Origin of the sequence: Serratia proteamaculans, from assembly GCF_949794035.1 — a bacterium.
Taxonomy (GTDB): Bacteria; Pseudomonadota; Gammaproteobacteria; order Enterobacterales; family Enterobacteriaceae; genus Serratia; species Serratia proteamaculans.
The window spans coordinates 5,106,182-5,124,027 of the sequence record NZ_OX461105.1 but is presented as its reverse complement, the minus strand read 5'-3'; the positions used below and the strand labels follow the sequence as shown (position 1 = coordinate 5,124,027).

Here is a 17,846-nt window from a genome sequence, read left to right as displayed (position 1 = left end):
CTGAGTTTTGCCGACTTACAGCGGCGTTCTTTGTGTTTCGGGTTGCGGTTGGCGATAGCGTTTGGCCATCACCACGTCTTCCATTTTTTCCAGCGAGACGCCTTTGGTTTCAGGAATGTAGCGGCTGATAAACCAGTAGCTAAACAGGCAACAGGCGGCGAAGACCCACATTGGGAACGCGCCGTGGAAGCTGGAGAACAGATAAGGGTTGTCGTTGATCATCGGGAAGCTTTGCGAAACAACAAAGTTGGCCAGCCACATGCAGCCGACGGCGATGCTCATGCCCTGCGCCCGCATGCGATTAGGGAAGATTTCTGACACCAGTACCCAGGCGCCGACGCCCCAGGACAGGGCATAAAACACCATAAAGAACAGCATGCCGAACAGGGCAAAGTAGCCGGTGGCCTGGGTGTAGAGGGCATAAGAGGTGATCAGCAACCCGGCGATGGCACCCAGGGTGCCGTAACGCATCAGTGGAATGCGGCCTATGCGATCCATCAGCATGGCGCCAATCACCGAACCGACCAACTGCAATACGCCAATCCAAATGGTCTGGAACAGCGCTTCCTGGGCGTTTTCGGTGACGGTTTTCAGCACCATTGGCGCGTAGTACATCATCACGTTGACGCCGGTGACCTGTTGCAGCATGGCGATCATGCAGCCGACAAACAGAATAAAGCGCACCCGCACGTCGCCGAAATTCAGCTTCTGCCGGCTTTTTTGCTGGTCCTGCTGCAATGAGTCTTTGATTTCCTGCAACACGCTTTGCGCATGGGCGGCGTTGGAGACTTTGGTCAGCATCGCCAAAGCCTGATCGTCACGGCCGACCATCACGCTCCAGCGTGGTGATTCCGGAATGATAAACACCAACATCAGGAACAGCATGCAGGGGATCACTTCCGACCCTATCATCCAGCGCCACCCCATCTCCACCAGCCAGGCTTCGCTGGCGATGCTGGCGATTTTGAAGTTAACGTAGAAAATCACGATTTGGCCGAACACGATGGCGAACTGCTGCATGCTGAGCGCCCGACCCCGCATGTCTTTTGGCGAGACTTCCGACATGTACATGGGGGAGACGGTGGCGGCGATGCCCACGGCCAGACCGCCGATAATGCGGTAAATCACAAACCAGGTGAAGGTGGCGGCCAGCGCAGCACCCACTGCCGAGATGGTGAACAGCACCGCTGCCAGCATCAGAGCCTTCTTGCGGCCGTAACGCGCAGCCAATGGCCCGGCACCAAAAGCACCGACCACACAGCCGATCACCACGTTGGAAACCGCCCAGCCGGTTTCAGCCGGGCTAAGGTCAAAATAGGTTTTCAGGGCATCGATGGCGCCGGAGATCACGGCGGTGTCGTACCCGAACAGAATGCCGCCGAGTGCCGCAATGCCGCAAATTCGCAGTATGTACCCGGTATTATGCTTACGCTGATGTGACATGTGTTGCTCCGATTTTTATCCTGGCTTCCACCCGCGCAGTAGGTTGTAGGGAAGAGGGAGGCGGAAGGGTGTGAACCGTGCCTGTCATCAAGGCGGTGATATTCGAAATAATCTGGGCTAAACAAGAACATTTATTTCATAATTAGTGAATAATGAAATATTGATTTTTAGATCCAGTTCAAAAAAAACCGCAAACAGTCCACCCGCGTTACCAGGCGACCCCTTTGCCTCAGGCTTTGTCGTAGTGCCCGGTGGGCTCTGTTTCTGTATAAAAGTCAGGGTTAATTCCCGCCGGTTGGCGGATGATCGGCAGGGCGGCTTTTTTCCCGACATGTAATGGCTTTGCACAAGGGCATGGCAAAATTGCGACCTCCCGCACTAAAAACAAATTTTCTAAAATAATTTATTTGAAACTTTTTTTTCAATGAAATAGAGTTTGCTTCATCCGGTCAGGATTTAGCCTGCTTGTGGGCAGTTTCCGGCAAGTGGTGTGATGAAAACGCTACCCTGTGCGGCAGTGCCGCACAGGCGGTCAGGCGACAGCGGACTTAAAAGAGGGTGAGACATGAAAACCGTGGGTAACTTTATTGGTGGGCAGGTGTGCCTGAGCAGCAGCAATCAAACCGTCGACGTGCATAATCCGGCCACCGGGCAGGTTGAACGGCGCGTCACGCAGAGCACCGCCGCCGAGGTGAAGCAGGCCATTGACGTGGCTCACCAGGCCTTTGCCGACTGGTCACGTACTACACCGCTGCGCCGGGCGCGCATCATGTTCAATTTTAAGGCGCTGCTGGAACAGCATCGCGACGAGCTGGCGAAGCTTATCGTCAGTGAGCACGGCAAGGTTTACTCCGATGCACTCGGCGAACTGACCCGCGGTATTGAAGTGGTCGAGTTTGCCTGCGGCATTCCACATTTGATCAAGGGCGAGTATTCGGCGGACGTCGGCAGCGGCGTTGACAGCTTCTCGCTGATGCAGCCGCTGGGCGTGGTCGCGGGTATCACCCCGTTCAACTTCCCGGCGATGGTGCCGATGTGGATGTTCCCTATCGCGCTGGCCTGCGGTAACACCTTCGTGCTTAAGCCACCGGCCTTGGTGCCTTCGGCGTCGGTACGGATGGCAGAATTACTGAAAGAAGCCGGTCTGCCGGACGGCGTATTCAACGTGGTGCACTGCGCTAACGAAGATGCCGCGCAGCTGTGCACCGACCCGCATATTCAGGCGGTGAGTTTTGTCGGTTCGTCCGCCGTGGCGGAACATATCTATACCACGGCCAGTGCCCAGGGTAAGCGGGTACAGGCCTTCGGCGCGGCGAAGAATCAGGCCATCATCATGCCGGATGCCGATCTGGACGCGACGGTAAATGCCCTGATGGGCGGTGCCTTTGGCTCTGCCGGTGAACGCTGTATGGCGCTGCCGGTGGCAGTGGTGGTCGGCGACGACACGGCGGATAAACTGATCGCCAGGCTGAAACCGCTGATCGCCCAACTGCGCGTTGGCCCAGGCATTCAGCAGGGCGGCGAAGAAAACGAAATGGGGCCGCTGGTTTCCTCGGCGCACCAGAAGAAAGTATTGGGTTATATCGATCTGGGTGTGGAAGAAGGCGCAACGCTGGTGGCTGACGGCCGCAATTATCAGGTGTCGGGCTACCCGGACGGTTACTATGTTGGCGGCACGTTGTTTGACCACGTCAAACCGAATATGCGTATCTATCGTGAAGAGATCTTCGGACCGGTGTTGGGCATTGTCCGCGTGCCGGACTACCAGACCGCCATCGACACGGTAAACAGCCATGAGTTTGGCAACGGCAGTGCCATCTTTACCAGCAACGGCCACTACGCACGCCAGTTCGTGCAAGAAGTGCAAGCCGGTATGGTGGGGGTCAACGTGCCAGTGCCGGTTCCTATGGCATTCCACAGCTTCGGCGGCTGGAAGCGCTCGGTGTTCGGTGCGCTGAACGTCCATGGCACCGACGGTGTACGTTTCTACACCCGCATGAAAACCGCCACCGCCCGCTGGCCAACCGGGCAGCAGACGGTGTCGGAATACAGTATGCCGACGCTGGGCTAAAGTTCTACGTTTGAATTGATTAATGCCCATACCCTATGGATTTCGAGTGGCAGCTAGGCGACCAGCTCACTCATCCCCAGGCGCTTACTTTAGTAAGTAACTGGGGTGAGCGAGTGCAGGTAACAACGCTGCAGCTTGAAAGACGACGGGTATTTAATTCGGAGGAATACTATGTCTTCATTACTCGCCAAGTGTCAGCAGCCGGATGGTCAGGGCCGCATCCAGCATGTCACCCCAGAGAATGCCGACTGGCGCTTTGTCGGATTTGATGTCTATCACCTTGAGGCCGGTCAGTCGCTGCAGTTGGAAAGCGGCGACAAAGAATTATGTCTGGTGTTGGTCGCCGGTATTGCCTCCGTCGCTACCCTGCGTGCGGAATACCCGAGCATCGGCAAACGTATGAGCCCGTTTGAGCGCACACCGCCTTACGCGGTTTACGTGCCGCATCATGACAAGATTGAAGTCCGGGCGGAAACCACACTGGAGTTGGCGGTCTGCAGCGCACCGGGTCATGGGCACCTGCCGTCGCGCCTGATCACCCCGGCAGAGGTGGGCGTCGAACGTCGTGGCAAAGGGCGTAACCAGCGTCTGGTACATAATATTCTGCCGGACAGTGAACCGGCCGACAGCCTGCTGGTGGTGGAAGTTTATACGGATGAGGGGAATACCAGTTCGTATCCCAGCCACAAACACGACCAGGAAGACTCGCCGGATGAAACCTATCTGGAAGAGACTTATTATCACCGGATCCAACCGGAGCAGGGTTTTTGCATGCAGCGGGTGTATACCGACGATCGCTCACTGGATGAATGCATGCCGGTGTATAACCGTGACGTGGTCAAGGTGCCGCGCGGCTACCACCCGGTGGCGACGCTGGCCGGTTACGACAGCTACTATCTTAACGTGATGGCCGGGCCAGTACGCTTGTGGAAGTTTACCTGGGAAAAAGACCACGCCTGGATTAATACCGACGGCTATCCCGCAGCTAAATAATTGCATATTTACGACGTTGCTAAGATGAGCGTCACCCTCTCCAGGGGGAGAGGGTAATTCTTCGTTACTCTTCTTTGGCGTTATTCAATGCCAGCGATACCGCCAGGGTTTGCGCCAGACACATTGAAGCGACCTGGGAGCGGAAACCATCCACCTGCGCTTCACGCACCACAAAGCACACGTCGCTGAAGGCCGCCAGCGGGCTGACCTGGCTGTCGGTAATGGCGATCTGCTGCGCACCGCTTTTGGCACCCAATTCAACCAGTTCCAGTGCTTCCTGCGCATACGGCGAATAGCTGATGGCGATCACCACGTCATTCGGCTTCACCATGCTCAGTTGTTCGGTAAACATGCCGCCCAGTCCGTCAATCAGGAATGCCCGGCGCTCCAGATGGCGTAACGCATAGGTGAGGTAGGACGCGACGCTGAAAGAACGGCGCAGACCAATCACGTAGATATTCTCGGCGTTATTCAGCAGCTCAACTGCCCGATCCAACTGCTCGGAGCTGGTTTGCATCGCCAATTGTTGCAGCGCCTGGGAGTTGACCATGGTGAAAACGTTAAGGATTTCCGCCGGCTTTTCCGGTGCCACGTTACCGTCGGTCGAGGTCTGACGAAACAGACGCGCCCGCTCGGTGTAGTTGACCGTTTCTTCCATCAGGTGCTGACGAAAAACCTGTTTCATTTCGTTGAAGCCGCTAAAGCCAAAGGCGTTGGCGAAGCGGATCAGGGTAGAGGGGGGGACGCTGGCCTGTGCGGCGATGGAGGCGACGGTATCGAAAGCAATGCTGTTACTGTTATCCAAAATGTAACGCGCCACCTGTTTTAAACGCTTGCTCAGCGTTTCATAGCGGTGACGGATCTCGTCCTGTAACAGCGAAAGTTGAGTTGGGTTGTTCATCCATTCGGCTCGCAGTGTGGGCTAAGGCGTATCGGCCTGACGCCTGAGTAATTGACAGGTTATTCTAACAGATGGATTGGAAATTTCATTTCACCAAAAAGCGATTTATTCGATTGCAAGATGCGTTACTTCACAGAAAACAGGCAAAAAAATCCCCTTAAAGCGGCGAAAATCCGTTTAAGGGGAGGGTTCGGCAATTAATGCTGGTGAGGTGTCGGACGGTATTGACGCCAGAAGCCAATCAGCGTCAGGTATTTTTGTTTCACCTGCTCGATTAAAGCGGCGTCATCCAGCTCACCCTGCAGCCAGCGGCGTGAAGGCTGGCCAAAAATGGTGCGGCCGACGGCAAAACCTTTCACCCAGCGTGCATCCGCCGCCGCCGCAAAACCGGCTTTCAGCGTTTCTTCCGGCGAATCCAGCCCCAGGATCAATACCCCGCGGCAGTGCGGATCGTTAGCGTCGATCAACGCGCCGACCTGCTGCCAGTGCTCGGCGCTCAACGGCGGCAATTTCCACCAGTCCGGCTTAATGCCCAGCTGATAAAAGTGCTGCAGCATCTCCAGGTAGTAGCTTTCATTCTTGTCAGCGTTACTTTCTGGCAGGATCACCTCCAGCAACAGTTCATGGCCGGACTTACAGCAGCCGCGATACACGTCGCTAATCAGTTCATCCTGCTCGCGGCGCAGTTCGACGGCGTCATGCGGATGGTAAAACACCAGGCATTTCACTACGTGTTCCTGCGGCCAGTCGATCAGTTGCGAACCGATATTGCCATGCTCCAACCGCAACGGCCGTGAGCCGGGCAGCTCGACCGGTCGACCGATCCACCAGCCCTGGCCGGTGATCTCGTTCAATGCGGCCTGACCATAGGTGGTGTCGGCCAGAATGCCGCTGTTGCCCTGTAGCCCGGCGGCTTCTGCGGCCTGTTGCGCCGCCGTCAGCAGCAGGGTTTTCAGTTTGGGGATACGTTCCTCGCTGACATTGGCTTCTCGCGCCATGTCCACCAGCTGTTTGCGGTGATCGAAGGCGAACACGCACAGTTCCGGCCACTGCTGTTTACGGGTGGTGACCCGGTGCAGATGGTTAAGCCGCTCATCGCGATCCGGGCGTTTCACTTGCTGTTCGCGTTGCAGATAGTCATCCAGCTCCTGTTTGCTGGGCATCGCCGGGGCACAACCATGGCGCGAAACCACCAAGGCTCCGCAGGCATTGGCATAGCGGCAGGCCTGATCCCAACCTTCATCGTTCAGGTAACCGCGCAGCAGGCCGGACATAAAGGCATCGCCCGCGCCCAGCACGTTCAGCACCTCAACCCGCACGCCGGAATGCAGCTTTACCTGCTGCCAGTCATTGGCGATCTCGCCTTCGAATACTGAACAACCTTGTGCACCGCGTTTGCAAACCAGCGTGGCCTGGGTCGCTTTACGCACGTTTTTCAGTGCGGTCAGGGTATCGGTGCTGCCGCCGGCAATATGAAACTCTTCTTCGGTGCCGACGATCAAATCAAAGTGATGCAGTACTTCCTGCAGTTCGCGGGTCACTTTTTCTGACTCGACAAAACGGGTTTCGCCGTCACCCAGCGACGTCAGCCCCCACAGCACCGGCCGGTAGTCGATATCCAGCGCGGTACGCAGGCCGTGGCGGCGGGCGTATTCCAGCGCCTTCAATACCGCCGCACGGGTGTTCGGGTGTGAAAGGTGGGTACCGGTAATGGCCAGTGCGCGCGAGGATGCGATGTAGGACTCATCGATATCGTCCGGCGTCAGCGCCATATCGGCGCAGTTTTCACGGTAGAAAATCAGCGGGAAGGTTTCCTGATCCTTGATGCCGAGGATAACCAGGCCGGTCAGGCGCTGGGGGTCGGTGATCAGGCTCTGGGTGTCTGCACCGACGCGTTGCAGTTCTTCGCGCAGGAAACGGCCCATATGCTCGTCGCCGACGCGGGCCAGCATGCCGGACTTCAGACCCTGAATGGCGGTGCCGTAGGCCACGTTGCCGGAAGAGCCGCCGAGATATTTGGAGAATGTGCTGGCATCTTCCAGGCGTGCGCCGATCTGTTGTGCATAGAAATCGACGGCAATACGCCCGAGACAAATGACATCAAGCTGTTTTTCTTGTGTAGCCATACCCGTTTCCTTCTGTATTAAGCCAAACCCCGACTACGAAGCATTTTTGGAGTATGAGGAATAAAAATTTCAATTTCAAGATTGAATGAAATTTACACCCCAAAAATGTGATGCATTTAAAACAGCGCCAATGCGCCAGCAAAAAGCACTAAAAACCGCGCCCTGCCTGAAGGGAAAACACCGGCAAACGGCAAGGGCATTGAGGGCGCCACAGGCCGACGGTACCAAGGGTTACAGCGAGTTAGGCTGCGGATGGGGCGGGACATCGGTGGGGGCAGGAGGTGCTAAGTCAGTGAATTCTAAAGGCATGGATGAAACGGTGTTTTCATCAATATGCGATCTTTATCGCAAAATGAAATGTTTCTTCTGTAATGTGATTTTATGAAAAATATATTTGTTTATAATCGCTTCACGTTTCAGGTTGTCGGCTTAAGTAGCGCAGTGCGCTGAAAGACGGCGGATATCACACAGCTTCTCAGGTTCGGCATGCGGGTGGTGCCGGAGCGGGCGTGACTACTCTAAAAGGGTGAGCAAATGGGCAAGATCCGGTTAACCATGGCACAGGCACTCGTCAGGTTCCTCGACAACCAGTATCTGCTGGTCGACGGTGTGGAAACCAAATTCGTTAAAGGTATCTTCGCTATTTTCGGCCACGGTAACGTGCTTGGCCTGGGACAGGCGCTGGAACAGGACAGCGGTGAGCTGGTGGTGCATCAGGGGCGTAATGAGCAGGGCATGACCCACGCCGCAACCGGTTTTGCCAAGCAGAAACTGCGCCAGCAGATCTACGCCTGTACCTCTTCCGTCGGCCCGGGTGCCGCCAATATGATCACCGCCGCCGCGACCGCCACCGCCAACCGCATTCCTTTATTGCTGCTGCCGGGTGATGTTTACGCCTCGCGCCAGCCGGACCCGGTGTTGCAGCAGATTGAACAGTCTTACGATCTCAGTATCAGCACCAACGACGCTTTCCGTGCAGTGAGCAAGTACTGGGATCGTATTGTGCGACCGGAACAGTTGATGAGCGCCTGTATCAACGCGATGCGCGTGCTGACCGATCCGGCAGAAACCGGTGCGGTGACGCTGAGCCTGCCGCAGGACGTGCAGGGCGAAGCCTATGACTACCCTGACTACTTCTTCCAGAAACGCGTGCACCGTCTGGATCGCCGCCCGGCGACCGAAGGCATGCTGGCCGATGCGCTGGCGCTGTTGACCACCAAACGTCAACCGCTGCTGGTGTGCGGCGGCGGGGTGAAATATTCCCAGGCCGGCCAGGCGCTGCGCGAGTTCGCCGAACGCTTCCAGATCCCGTTTGTGGAGACCCAGGCCGGCAAGGGCACGGTCCCGTCCAGCCACCCGTTTAACCTGGGTGGCATTGGTGAAACCGGTTGTTTGGCCGCCAATACCCTGGCCCGACAGGCCGATCTGGTGATTGGTGTGGGCACCCGTTATACCGACTTCACCACCTCGTCCAAATGGCTGTTTCAGAATCCCGACGTCGATTTTCTCAACGTCAATGTCAGCGCCTTTGACGCCGGCAAGCTCGACGGCCTGCAGGTGTTGGCCGATGCCCGCGAGGCACTGTCTGCCTTGGGGGCACGGTTGGCGCAGGCCGATTACCGCGCCGGTTGGGGCGATGCCATTGCCGAGGCTCGTCGTGCGCAACAGCAGGAAACCGCCCGCGTTTATGCGGTGGAATACACCGGCGAAGGCTTTGTACCGGAAATCGACGACCATCTCGATCGAGACCGCGTGTTTGCCGAATTTATTGAAAAGACCGATTCGCTGCTGACCCAAAGCCGGGTGCTGGGGGTGCTGAATCAGCATCTGCCACAGGACAGCGTGATCGTGGCCGCCGCCGGTAGCCTGCCGGGGGATTTACAGCGCGTGTGGCAGAACCATGGCGAGCACGGTTATCACGTGGAATATGGCTACTCCTGCATGGGCTACGAGGTTAATGCCGCGCTGGGGGTCAAGCTGGCTGAACCGCAGCGCGAGGTGTACGCGATGGTTGGGGACGGTGCCTTTATGATGTTGCACTCCGAGCTGGTCACCTCGATTCAGGAAGGCTGCAAAATCAACGTGGTGCTGTTCGACAACATGACCAACGGCTGCATCAACAACCTGCAGATGGAACACGGCATGGACAGCTACACCACCGAATTCCGCTTCCGCAACCCGCAGGGCGGCAAACTCGACGGCAAGCTGGTACCGGTCAATTTCGCCATGCTGGCGGCGGCTTACGGCTGTAAAACCTACAGCGTGACCACCGAACAGCAGCTGATCGAGGCGCTGGCCGATGCGCGTCTGCAAAGCGTTTCTACCCTGCTGGACATCAAAGTGCTGCCAAAAACCATGGTGCACAAATATCTCAGCTGGTGGCGCGTGGGCGGTGCCCAGGTTGCCGACAGCGAAAAAATCGTCGCCGTAGCCCGCAAGCTGCAAGAGAACATCGACAAGGCTCGCGACTACTGATTAACACATGGCTTGATTACCCAGACCTTGCGTCTGCCGCAACTATTTGAAGAGGATAACGAAAATGACACTGAACATTGGGGTTATTGGCACCGGCGCAATCGGTCGGGATCACATTCGTCGCTGCAGCAAAGTGTTGCAAGGCAGCCGCGTCGTGGCGGTGAATGATATCAACCGTGATAACGCTGCCAAGGTAGTGAGCGACCTGAAGCTGGACGCCAAGGTGTATGACAACGGCCACGATCTGGTCAAGGCCGCGGACGTGCAGGCGGTGCTGGTCACCTCCTGGGGCCCGAGCCATGAAGAGTTCGTGTTGGCTGCGATTGCCGCCGGCAAGCCGGTATTCTGTGAGAAGCCGCTGGCGGTCACTGCACAGGGCTGTAAAAACATCGTTGAGGCTGAAGCCAAACACGGTAAACGCCTGGTGCAGGTCGGTTTTATGCGCCCTTACGATCAGGGCTATCGTGCGCTGAAACAGGTGCTGACCAGCGGGCAAATCGGCGAGCCGCTGATGCTGCACTGCGCGCACCGCAACCCCACCGTTGGTGAAGCTTACACCACAGATATGGCGATCACCGACACCCTGATCCACGAGATCGACGTGCTGCGCTGGCTGCTGGATGACGACTATGTTTCGGTGCAGGTGGTGTTCCCACGCAAAAGCCCCAAAGCATTCCCGCATCTGAAAGATCCACAGATTGTGCTGTTCGAAACCGTCAAGGGCACGCGCATCGATGTCGAAATCTTCGTTAACTGCCAGTACGGCTATGACATCCAGTGTGAAGTAGTGGGTGAAACCGGCATCGCCAAACTGCCAGAGCCCTCTTCAGTACAGATGCGCAGCGGTGCCCGACTCTCGACCGAAATTCTGACCGACTGGAAAGACCGCTTTATCGATGCCTATGACGTTGAGCTGCAAGGCTTTATCAATGATGTGCTGGCAGGCGCGCTGACCGGGCCTTCCGCCTGGGACGGCTACGCTGCCGCCGTGACGGCCGATGCCTGCGTGGCTGCACAGCTCAGCGGTGAGATTGTGCCGGTGACCCTGCCGCCGCGTCCGGCGTTCTACAACAAGTAGTGTGCTGAACGCCGTACTCACGTTTAAAGAGGAATCACTATGAAGATCGCTTTTGATGTTGATGTCATCAGGGACCTGGGCATCACCAAAATGGTTCAACAGGTGGCGGACTGGGGCTATCAGTATATTGAACAGTCACCGCATCCGCAGATCAATCCGTTCTACAAGCCCCCGAAAGCCGGGCGTGAAGTGATGGCGGAATACAAAAACGCGCTGAAAGCCACCGGCGTGGAGATCTCCTCATTTATCGTGGTGTATCGCTGGTCCGGCCCGGGAGAAGATCGTCGTCAGGCGGCAGTCAAAAACTGGCGTCGGATGATCGAAATCGCAGTGGAAATGGGGGTGCAGGTGATCAACACCGAGCTGGCGGGCAACCCCAATGAGCCGGAGATCTGTGAAGAGTTGTGGTATCGCTCCATGGAAGAGCTGTTGCCGATTATCGAGCGCGAAGGTATCCGCATGGAGATCCAGTCCCATCCTTGGGACTTCTGTGAACTGAGCAACGAAACCGCCGATATCGTCAAATCGTTGCGCAGCGATCACGTTAAGTACCTCTACAGTGTGCCGCACACCTTCTACTACGACAAAGGCCAGGGCGACGTGGCCGGTATGCTGAAATATGCCGGTGACGATCTCTCGCATGTGTTGATCGCCGACACCATGAACCATACCAAACATTGCCGTTATATCGTCAACCCACCGGGTGTCGACGCCGCTGTGCACCAGCATATGGGCATCGGCGAAGGCGAAGTGGACTTCGACATCCTGTTCCAGACCCTGCGGGATATGGAGTTTGCCAATCGCAGCTTTAAGGTCGGCGGTGAGTCGATTATCTGCACCTCGCTGTTTGGTTATCCGGAAAGAATGAAAACCCAGGCGGTCGCGACCCGCGAGCGGATCGAAAAAGAGCTGTTGGGCAAATAAATTCCTGGCTGCGCGGGTGAAAATCACCGCCAGGCCGATCTGACTATTGAGGCTGACAATGAATAAAGACAACGTAAAACTGGCCATCGCCCCGATTGGCTGGACCAATGACGACATGCCCGACCTGGGCAAAGAGAACACTTTCCAACAGTGCGTCAGTGAAATGGCGCTGGCCGGGTTCACCGGCAGTGAAGTGGGCAGCAAGTACCCGCGCGATCCGGCGGTGCTGAAGCCGATGCTGGATATCCGCGGCATTCAGATCTGCAATGCCTGGTTCAGCACCTTCTTCGCCGATGGCCTGAAAGAAAAAACCATCGATGAATTTATTAACCATATGAATTTCCTGCATGCGATGGGGGCCAAAGTGATTGGCTGCTCCGAGCAGAGCAAGAGTATTCAGGGCACCACCAAAGGGGTATTCGAAGAGAAGCCGTACTTCACTGATGAAGAGTGGCAGCGGGTGGCTGAAGGTTACAATGAGCTGGCTAAAATTGCCGCGGGCAAGGGGATGCAGGTCTGCCTGCACCACCATATGGGCACCGGCATTCAGACTACCGCCGAGATCGACCGCTACATGAGCATGGTGAACGACGACGTCTACCTGCTGTTTGATACCGGCCATGCCTACTACTCCGAAGGCAGCCAACAGGCGATGATGGCGATCCTGGAAAAATACCTGCCGCGCATCAACCATGTGCATTTGAAGGATGTGCGTGACGAAGTGGTAGCAGAAGTGAAGGCCAACAAACTGAGCTTCCTCGATGGCGTGAAGAAAGGCACCTTCACCGTGCCAGGGGACGGGGTGATCGACTTCCTGCCGGTATTTAAACTGCTGGATGAGCGCGGTTACAAAGGCTGGATGGTGGTGGAGGCTGAGCAGGATCCGGCGTTGGCCAACCCGTTTGAGTATGCGGTGAAGGCACGCCGCTATATCAAAGAGACCGCCGGCATTTAATCCGGCAGAGGTCTGGGAGGGGCGCTTGAGCAATCAATGCGCCCCTTTTGTTCTTGGTGGGTGTCAGGTGAGGGTTTTTCAGGTGGTGACGCAAGCGCCACGGGTGAAGGCCTTGTGGCGTTCGCCTTTAAAATTTATACGCATTGGAAAACGAGTTTCGCTACGCCATTAACCAAAAGATGCGAATCGGTTTCTGATTTAACTTCTTTCATCGCCTTGTTCTGCTGCTTACAAAAATCCGTAGCGTCCTTTGCTACCAGAGCCTCTGCGCCAGTCACTCTTCCACGGCCAGGCGAAGCCTCCACCGCTGCCGTATAGTTTCCATCCGGAAGTTTCTCTATGTTGGAGTGATAAGATAAACCAATAAATCCAACCCGGGTATTGTCATTTTTTACTGCGCAACCCGATAAAACAAGTGCAGCGCCTAACAGTAAAGTACAGAAATGTTTTTCCATTGAATAATTACTCCGTCTATGTAGTGTTGTTGTTCCCAATGTAAAAACAGCGACTAATAACTGGAGTTCTTATTCATTCATGGCAAGTTAATGCTGTTTAGGCTTCATTTAAAATAGATATAAAATTATTGCTATCGGTTTGGCACCAACGCCTATGCGCTTTACAGTGCGGCCTTGTCGGCTGTATAGCCATGGCGGCTCAGTATTTGTAAGTAAGTGAGATTTTAAATATTACGCTCATGATGAGGTTATTTATTAACGGTTGAAGATGTGTGGGTTTATTCATAACTCACTTTTCTATAATTGGTTCTGTAATTAAAGTATTAACTACAAGTTGGATGCTTGGTATAAATTATCGGAAGTGTGAGGCTTTTGGTTTGACTGATATTTCCGTATGAACCTCTAGTGAAATAGTGAAGGCACGCCGCTATATCAAAGAGACCGCCGGCATTTAATCCGGCAGAGGTCTGGGAGGGGCGCTTGAGCAATCAATGCGCCCCTTTTTATTACTGGTGGGGGTCAGGCGAGGGTTTTCCAGGTGGTGACCTGCCCGCCGGGCCACGGGGTCGCCGCGTAAACGCCACGGGCGATCGCCCGCGCCAGGGTGTCCGCCGCCAGCGCGCCAATTTGCAGCACCGCCAGTTCTCGGCTGCCTTCGACTTCACGCTGGCTGGTGGATAGGGCAAACACCACGTCACCGTCGAATGGGCTGTGCAGTGGGCGGATAGCACGCGCCATGCCGTCCTGTGCCATGATCGCCACGCGTTTAAGTTCAACCCGGGTCAACGCCAAATCGGTGGCGATGCAGGCCAGGGTGGTGTTTTTTCTGCCGCCTGTCGGCTCTTCCGGCATCCAGTCTTCCCCCTGTCCGTGCAGTTGTGCCAGCGCTGCGGGACCGCCGTTACCAAACTCACCGTTGATTTCATAGGGCGTGGCCCAGAAGGCGCGAGTGCCGGGAGCCACCACCGACCCCAGGCTGTTGACCGCCACCAGAGCGCCGACGGTCGCGCCGTTAGCCGCTACGATCGAAGCCGAACCCAGTCCGCCTTTCAGCTTGCTCATGCCGGTCATGGCGCCATAGCCTGCGCCCACGGTACCGAGTGGGAAATCATGGCCTGCCTTGCTTGCGGCTTCTATCCCCAGTTGGCGATAAGGTGGGTTCAACTGCCAGTCTTTGTCGCCCGCGTTGCTGAGATCGTACAGGCAGGCGGTGGGCACTATCGGAGAAACCGGTACGCCCGGAGCCGGGCGCAGCGCATAGCCTTTGCCCTGTTGCCCCAGCCAGGCGGCCACGCCGTCGGCTGCGGCCAGGCCATACACCGAACCACCGCTCAGCACTAACGCATCGATGGTCTGCACCAGGTTATCTTCCCCCAGCGCGTCGGTTTCCCGGGTTGCCGGGCCGCCGCCGCGCACGTCGACTGCAGCGATCGCCGGGCGATCCGGCAAGATCACCGTGGTGCCGGTGCGCACCCGGCTGTCCTGGGCGACACCGACCCGCAGGCCGGGCACGTCGGTAATCAGGTTACGGGTGCCGGTACGTACGGCAGGAGAAGTTGGCATCGCGGCCCCCAGGAAGGTGGTGGGAGAAAGGATGCCGATAGCACCCGTTACGCCGGCCAGCGTTTGCACAAAGGTGCGGCGGCTGACGGTTAAGGGGCGCTTATCCGCCCCGGTTCCACTTTTGTTTTCACTCATAATGAAGGTTTTTTCTGCTGTTCGCTGCGAAAACGCGCCATGTGATGGGAATCAACCAGCTCGCCGTCGCGTATGGCATAGGCGCGGCTGGTGCCTTCAATTTCAAAACCGAACTTGCGGTATAGCGCAATGGCGGCCTGGTTGTCGGTAAACACCGTCAGTTCGATGCGTTCGATGGCCGCCCAATTATCACAAAGGTCGATCATCGCCTTCATCAGACTGCTGCCGACGCCTTTACCCTGATGACGGTCGTCGACACCAATGCCAAAGCTCGCCACGTGACGACGACGCACGCGCTGATTGAGCATCAGGCCTAACTGGCCGACGATCTGCCCGTCGATACAGGCCACCAGGTTATGGGTACCCGGTTCGAGGTTGGCTAGGCGCTTGTGCCACAACTCGATTGAAGGTAGCGGAAGCTGTAGTGTGTCACGGTAAGCCTTTGGCTGAGAGTAAAGCTGATGAAGGGCTTGGGCATCTGCCGTTTCCACGTGACGAACCACTATTTCGCTCATTGCGCTGCTCCTTTGGCTTACCGGTTGAATAACCTCTGAATTTATCCGTTTAATGTGTCGAGTCAATATTATTACGTATTGGTTAAAAAAACGCTTTACAGGTGCGAATGATAATGATTATTATTGCGATGCGTTCCGGGGAGAGTATCAACCTTTGGTACCCTCGCTGCGAAGGCACGACATTGCTCACATTGCTTCCAAGTATTACTTAGCCAGCTCGGGTGCTGGCTTTTTTTTTGCCTGTTTTCCGCCCCTGCGAGCCCTCAACAAATCCACTGCCCATCGCTTCAAAACTCCATCTAATTTTTTGAACAGAGCGAAGAGTTTTTTGCGCTTTCATATTCTGCTGTCAGGACTAGACTGTAAAAAACATTGAGGAGAGTTGAATATGATTTACTTACGTAAGGCAGAAGATCGTGGTCATGCCAATCATGGTTGGCTGGATAGCTGGCACACCTTCTCATTCGCCAACTATCACGACCCTGATTTTATGGGCTTCTCGGCGCTGCGGGTGATCAACGAAGATATGATCGATGCAGGGCAGGGGTTCGGCACCCATCCGCATAAAGACATGGAAATCCTGACCTACGTGCTGAGCGGCACGGTAGAACATCAGGACAGCATGGGTAACAAAGAGCAGATCCAGGCCGGTGAATTCCAGATCATGAGTGCCGGCACCGGGGTGCGCCACTCCGAGTACAACGGCAACAGCGATCGTCCATTGCACCTGTACCAGATTTGGATCATTCCCGATCAGGTTGGGTTGGAGCCGCGCTATGAGCAACGCATGTTTGATGCGCCACAGGGCCGTCAACTGGTGCTGTCGCCGGATGCACGTGAGGGTTCGCTGAAGGTGTTCCAGGACATGACGTTGTCCCGTTGGGCGTTGAGCAAAGAAGAGCAGGCGGAATGCCCGATTGAAGCTGGGCGCCGTGTATGGGTTCAGGTGGTACGCGGCAAGGTGGTGGTCAATGGTCAGCAGGCCGGCACCAGCGATGCTTTCGCGGTGTGGGATGAAACTGCACTGTCGATTAAAGCCGATGAAGACAGTGAAATCTTACTGTTCGATCTGCCGCCAGTCTGATTAAGCGGTAAATATCAAGGGCTCACAGGGTGAGCCCTTTTTACGTTGTACCCTTCCATAACCAACAATATCGGCCCCGGTTTTTTTTTGCTAAAATGAGCGCCCATTCACGGTTAGCCAGTTCATTGATAATGAAGAAAAAACGGCCGGTACTCCAAGATGTTGCAGACAAGGTTGGCGTGACCAAGATGACGGTGAGCCGTTATCTGCGTAATCCCGATCAGGTTTCTGCCGTCTTGCAGCAAAAAATTGCCGTCGCGCTTGATGAGCTGGGCTACATTCCCAACCGTGCGCCGGATATCCTTTCCAACTCCACCAGTCGCGCCATTGGCGTCTTGCTGCCGTCGTTGACCAACCAGGTGTTTGCCGAAGTGTTGCGCGGCATTGAGAGCGTCACGGATGCGCACAATTACCAGACCATGCTGGCGCACTACGGTTATTTGCCGGAGCGTGAAGAACAGCGGCTGACCTCGCTGCTGTCTTACAATATTGATGGATTGATCCTGTCTGAACGCCACCATACGGCGCGCACCATGAAGATGATCGAGGTGGCGGGGATCCCGGTAGTGGAACTGATGGACTGCGTTTCACCGTGCATCGATCTGGCGGTCGGCTTCAATAACTTTGAAGCGGCGCGCCAGATGACCCAGCAAATCATTGCGCATGGTCATCGCCACGTGGTGTATTTTGGCGCGCGTCAGGATGAGCGTACCATTATCAAACAGCAGGGCTACGAGCAGGCGATGCGTGAATCTGGCCTGCAGCCCTACAGCGTGATGACTGCGCGTTCGTCGTCCTATTCCGCCGGGGGGGAGTTACTGCGTCAGGCGCAGCGCGACTACCCGCAAATTGACAGTATTTTCTGCACCAACGATGACCTGGCCATCGGGGCGACCTTCGAGTGTCAGCGGCAGGGGTTGTCGATCCCTAAAGATATGGCAATTGCCGGTTTCCACGGCCACGATATCGGCCAGGTGATGGTGCCGAAGCTGGCGAGCGTGTTGACGCCGCGTGAACGCATGGGGCAAATCGGCGCCGAACGTCTCCTGGCCCGACTGCGGGGTGAAACGGTCAGCCCACGTATGGTTGACGTCGGTTTCACCGTGATCCCCGGTGGCAGCATCTGAT

The 17,846-nt window shown here is 56.1% G+C and carries 15 protein-coding genes; 9 read left to right on the top strand and 6 right to left on the bottom strand.

What is annotated here, in order from left to right:
- Positions 1–15: 15 nt before the first annotated feature.
- Positions 16–1,443 carry a sugar porter family MFS transporter gene (locus QOT07_RS23850; RefSeq protein WP_099063466.1) on the bottom strand — a complete coding sequence of 476 codons (1,428 nt, stop codon included), beginning with the start codon at positions 1,441–1,443 and terminating at the stop codon, positions 16–18.
- A gap of 565 nt (positions 1,444–2,008) precedes the next feature.
- Between QOT07_RS23850 and QOT07_RS23845 the strand changes: the two genes are divergently transcribed.
- Positions 2,009–3,514 (top strand): CoA-acylating methylmalonate-semialdehyde dehydrogenase, encoded by a 1,506-nt coding sequence (locus tag QOT07_RS23845; RefSeq protein WP_099063467.1) that lies wholly within the window; start codon positions 2,009–2,011, stop codon positions 3,512–3,514.
- A gap of 171 nt (positions 3,515–3,685) precedes the next feature.
- Positions 3,686–4,507 (top strand): 5-deoxy-glucuronate isomerase, encoded by an 822-nt coding sequence (gene iolB, locus QOT07_RS23840; protein ID WP_207979746.1) that lies wholly within the window; start codon positions 3,686–3,688, stop codon positions 4,505–4,507.
- Between the two features lie 64 nt (positions 4,508–4,571).
- On the opposite strand, the gene QOT07_RS23835 is transcribed toward iolB, so the two are convergent.
- A complete protein-coding gene (locus tag QOT07_RS23835) occupies positions 4,572–5,408 on the bottom strand; it encodes a MurR/RpiR family transcriptional regulator (protein WP_099063469.1) in 837 nt (278 codons plus the stop codon).
- A 197-nt stretch (positions 5,409–5,605) separates the two neighbouring features.
- Entirely contained in the window at positions 5,606–7,534 is a 1,929-nt protein-coding gene (locus QOT07_RS23830; RefSeq protein WP_283604037.1) for a bifunctional 5-dehydro-2-deoxygluconokinase/5-dehydro-2-deoxyphosphogluconate aldolase, read from the bottom strand.
- An 85-nt stretch (positions 7,535–7,619) separates the two neighbouring features.
- On the opposite strand from QOT07_RS23830, the gene QOT07_RS23825 reads away from it, so the two are divergent.
- The 5 genes from QOT07_RS23825 (at position 7,620) to iolE (ending at position 12,966) form a co-directional block, all read left to right on the top strand.
- Positions 7,620–7,919 carry a hypothetical protein gene (locus QOT07_RS23825; protein ID WP_283604036.1) on the top strand — a complete coding sequence of 100 codons (300 nt, stop codon included), beginning with the start codon at positions 7,620–7,622 and terminating at the stop codon, positions 7,917–7,919.
- Positions 7,920–8,068: 149 nt separating this feature from the next.
- On the top strand, positions 8,069–10,009 hold the full coding sequence (gene iolD / locus QOT07_RS23820) for a 3D-(3,5/4)-trihydroxycyclohexane-1,2-dione acylhydrolase (decyclizing) (RefSeq protein WP_283604034.1): 1,941 nt from the start codon (positions 8,069–8,071) through the stop codon (positions 10,007–10,009).
- A 64-nt stretch (positions 10,010–10,073) separates the two neighbouring features.
- A complete protein-coding gene (iolG, locus tag QOT07_RS23815; protein ID WP_099063472.1) occupies positions 10,074–11,087 on the top strand; it encodes a bifunctional inositol 2-dehydrogenase/D-chiro-inositol 1-dehydrogenase in 1,014 nt (337 codons plus the stop codon).
- 39 nt (positions 11,088–11,126) lie between these two features.
- On the top strand, positions 11,127–12,011 hold the full coding sequence (locus QOT07_RS23810) for a sugar phosphate isomerase/epimerase family protein (protein WP_283604031.1): 885 nt from the start codon (positions 11,127–11,129) through the stop codon (positions 12,009–12,011).
- 58 nt (positions 12,012–12,069) lie between these two features.
- Positions 12,070–12,966 (top strand): myo-inosose-2 dehydratase, encoded by an 897-nt coding sequence (gene iolE, locus QOT07_RS23805; protein WP_207979740.1) that lies wholly within the window; start codon positions 12,070–12,072, stop codon positions 12,964–12,966.
- A 134-nt stretch (positions 12,967–13,100) separates the two neighbouring features.
- Here iolE and QOT07_RS23800 read toward each other — a convergent pair whose 3' ends face one another.
- The 3 genes from QOT07_RS23800 to QOT07_RS23790 all read right to left on the bottom strand — a co-directional run bounded on the left by QOT07_RS23800 (position 13,101) and on the right by QOT07_RS23790 (position 15,634).
- A complete protein-coding gene (locus QOT07_RS23800) occupies positions 13,101–13,421 on the bottom strand; it encodes a hypothetical protein (protein ID WP_207979738.1) in 321 nt (106 codons plus the stop codon).
- Between the two features lie 519 nt (positions 13,422–13,940).
- Positions 13,941–15,119: a P1 family peptidase gene (locus QOT07_RS23795; RefSeq protein WP_283604028.1), complete on the bottom strand. Its 1,179-nt coding sequence runs from the start codon at positions 15,117–15,119 to the stop codon at positions 13,941–13,943.
- A complete protein-coding gene (locus tag QOT07_RS23790; protein ID WP_261427765.1) occupies positions 15,116–15,634 on the bottom strand; it encodes a GNAT family N-acetyltransferase in 519 nt (172 codons plus the stop codon). Before QOT07_RS23790 ends, QOT07_RS23795 begins: the two co-directional genes overlap by 4 nt.
- A gap of 388 nt (positions 15,635–16,022) precedes the next feature.
- Between QOT07_RS23790 and QOT07_RS23785 the strand changes: the two genes are divergently transcribed.
- On the top strand, positions 16,023–16,718 hold the full coding sequence (locus QOT07_RS23785; protein WP_099063477.1) for a pirin family protein: 696 nt from the start codon (positions 16,023–16,025) through the stop codon (positions 16,716–16,718).
- 131 nt (positions 16,719–16,849) lie between these two features.
- Entirely contained in the window at positions 16,850–17,845 is a 996-nt protein-coding gene (gene gntR / locus QOT07_RS23780; protein ID WP_099063478.1) for a gluconate operon transcriptional repressor GntR, read from the top strand.
- Position 17,846 lies beyond the last annotated feature (1 nt).

Excerpts from the sequence above, each read along its gene's own strand:
- QOT07_RS23790 (WP_261427765.1), bottom strand. The coding sequence starts at position 15,634 with ATGAGCGAAATAGTGGTTCGTCACGTGGAAACGGCAGATGCCCAAGCC.
- iolD (WP_283604034.1), top strand. The coding sequence starts at position 8,069 with ATGGGCAAGATCCGGTTAACCATGGCACAGGCACTCGTCAGGTTCCTC.
- gntR (WP_099063478.1), top strand. The coding sequence starts at position 16,850 with ATGAAGAAAAAACGGCCGGTACTCCAAGATGTTGCAGACAAGGTTGGC.
- iolG (WP_099063472.1), top strand. The coding sequence starts at position 10,074 with ATGACACTGAACATTGGGGTTATTGGCACCGGCGCAATCGGTCGGGAT.
- QOT07_RS23785 (WP_099063477.1), top strand. The coding sequence starts at position 16,023 with ATGATTTACTTACGTAAGGCAGAAGATCGTGGTCATGCCAATCATGGT.
- QOT07_RS23835 (WP_099063469.1), bottom strand. The coding sequence starts at position 5,408 with ATGAACAACCCAACTCAACTTTCGCTGTTACAGGACGAGATCCGTCAC.
- QOT07_RS23825 (WP_283604036.1), top strand. The coding sequence starts at position 7,620 with ATGAAATTTACACCCCAAAAATGTGATGCATTTAAAACAGCGCCAATG.
- QOT07_RS23830 (WP_283604037.1), bottom strand. The coding sequence starts at position 7,534 with ATGGCTACACAAGAAAAACAGCTTGATGTCATTTGTCTCGGGCGTATT.
- QOT07_RS23795 (WP_283604028.1), bottom strand. The coding sequence starts at position 15,119 with ATGAGTGAAAACAAAAGTGGAACCGGGGCGGATAAGCGCCCCTTAACC.
- QOT07_RS23850 (WP_099063466.1), bottom strand. The coding sequence starts at position 1,443 with ATGTCACATCAGCGTAAGCATAATACCGGGTACATACTGCGAATTTGC.
- iolB (WP_207979746.1), top strand. The coding sequence starts at position 3,686 with ATGTCTTCATTACTCGCCAAGTGTCAGCAGCCGGATGGTCAGGGCCGC.
- QOT07_RS23800 (WP_207979738.1), bottom strand. The coding sequence starts at position 13,421 with ATGGAAAAACATTTCTGTACTTTACTGTTAGGCGCTGCACTTGTTTTA.
- QOT07_RS23810 (WP_283604031.1), top strand. The coding sequence starts at position 11,127 with ATGAAGATCGCTTTTGATGTTGATGTCATCAGGGACCTGGGCATCACC.
- QOT07_RS23845 (WP_099063467.1), top strand. The coding sequence starts at position 2,009 with ATGAAAACCGTGGGTAACTTTATTGGTGGGCAGGTGTGCCTGAGCAGC.
- iolE (WP_207979740.1), top strand. The coding sequence starts at position 12,070 with ATGAATAAAGACAACGTAAAACTGGCCATCGCCCCGATTGGCTGGACC.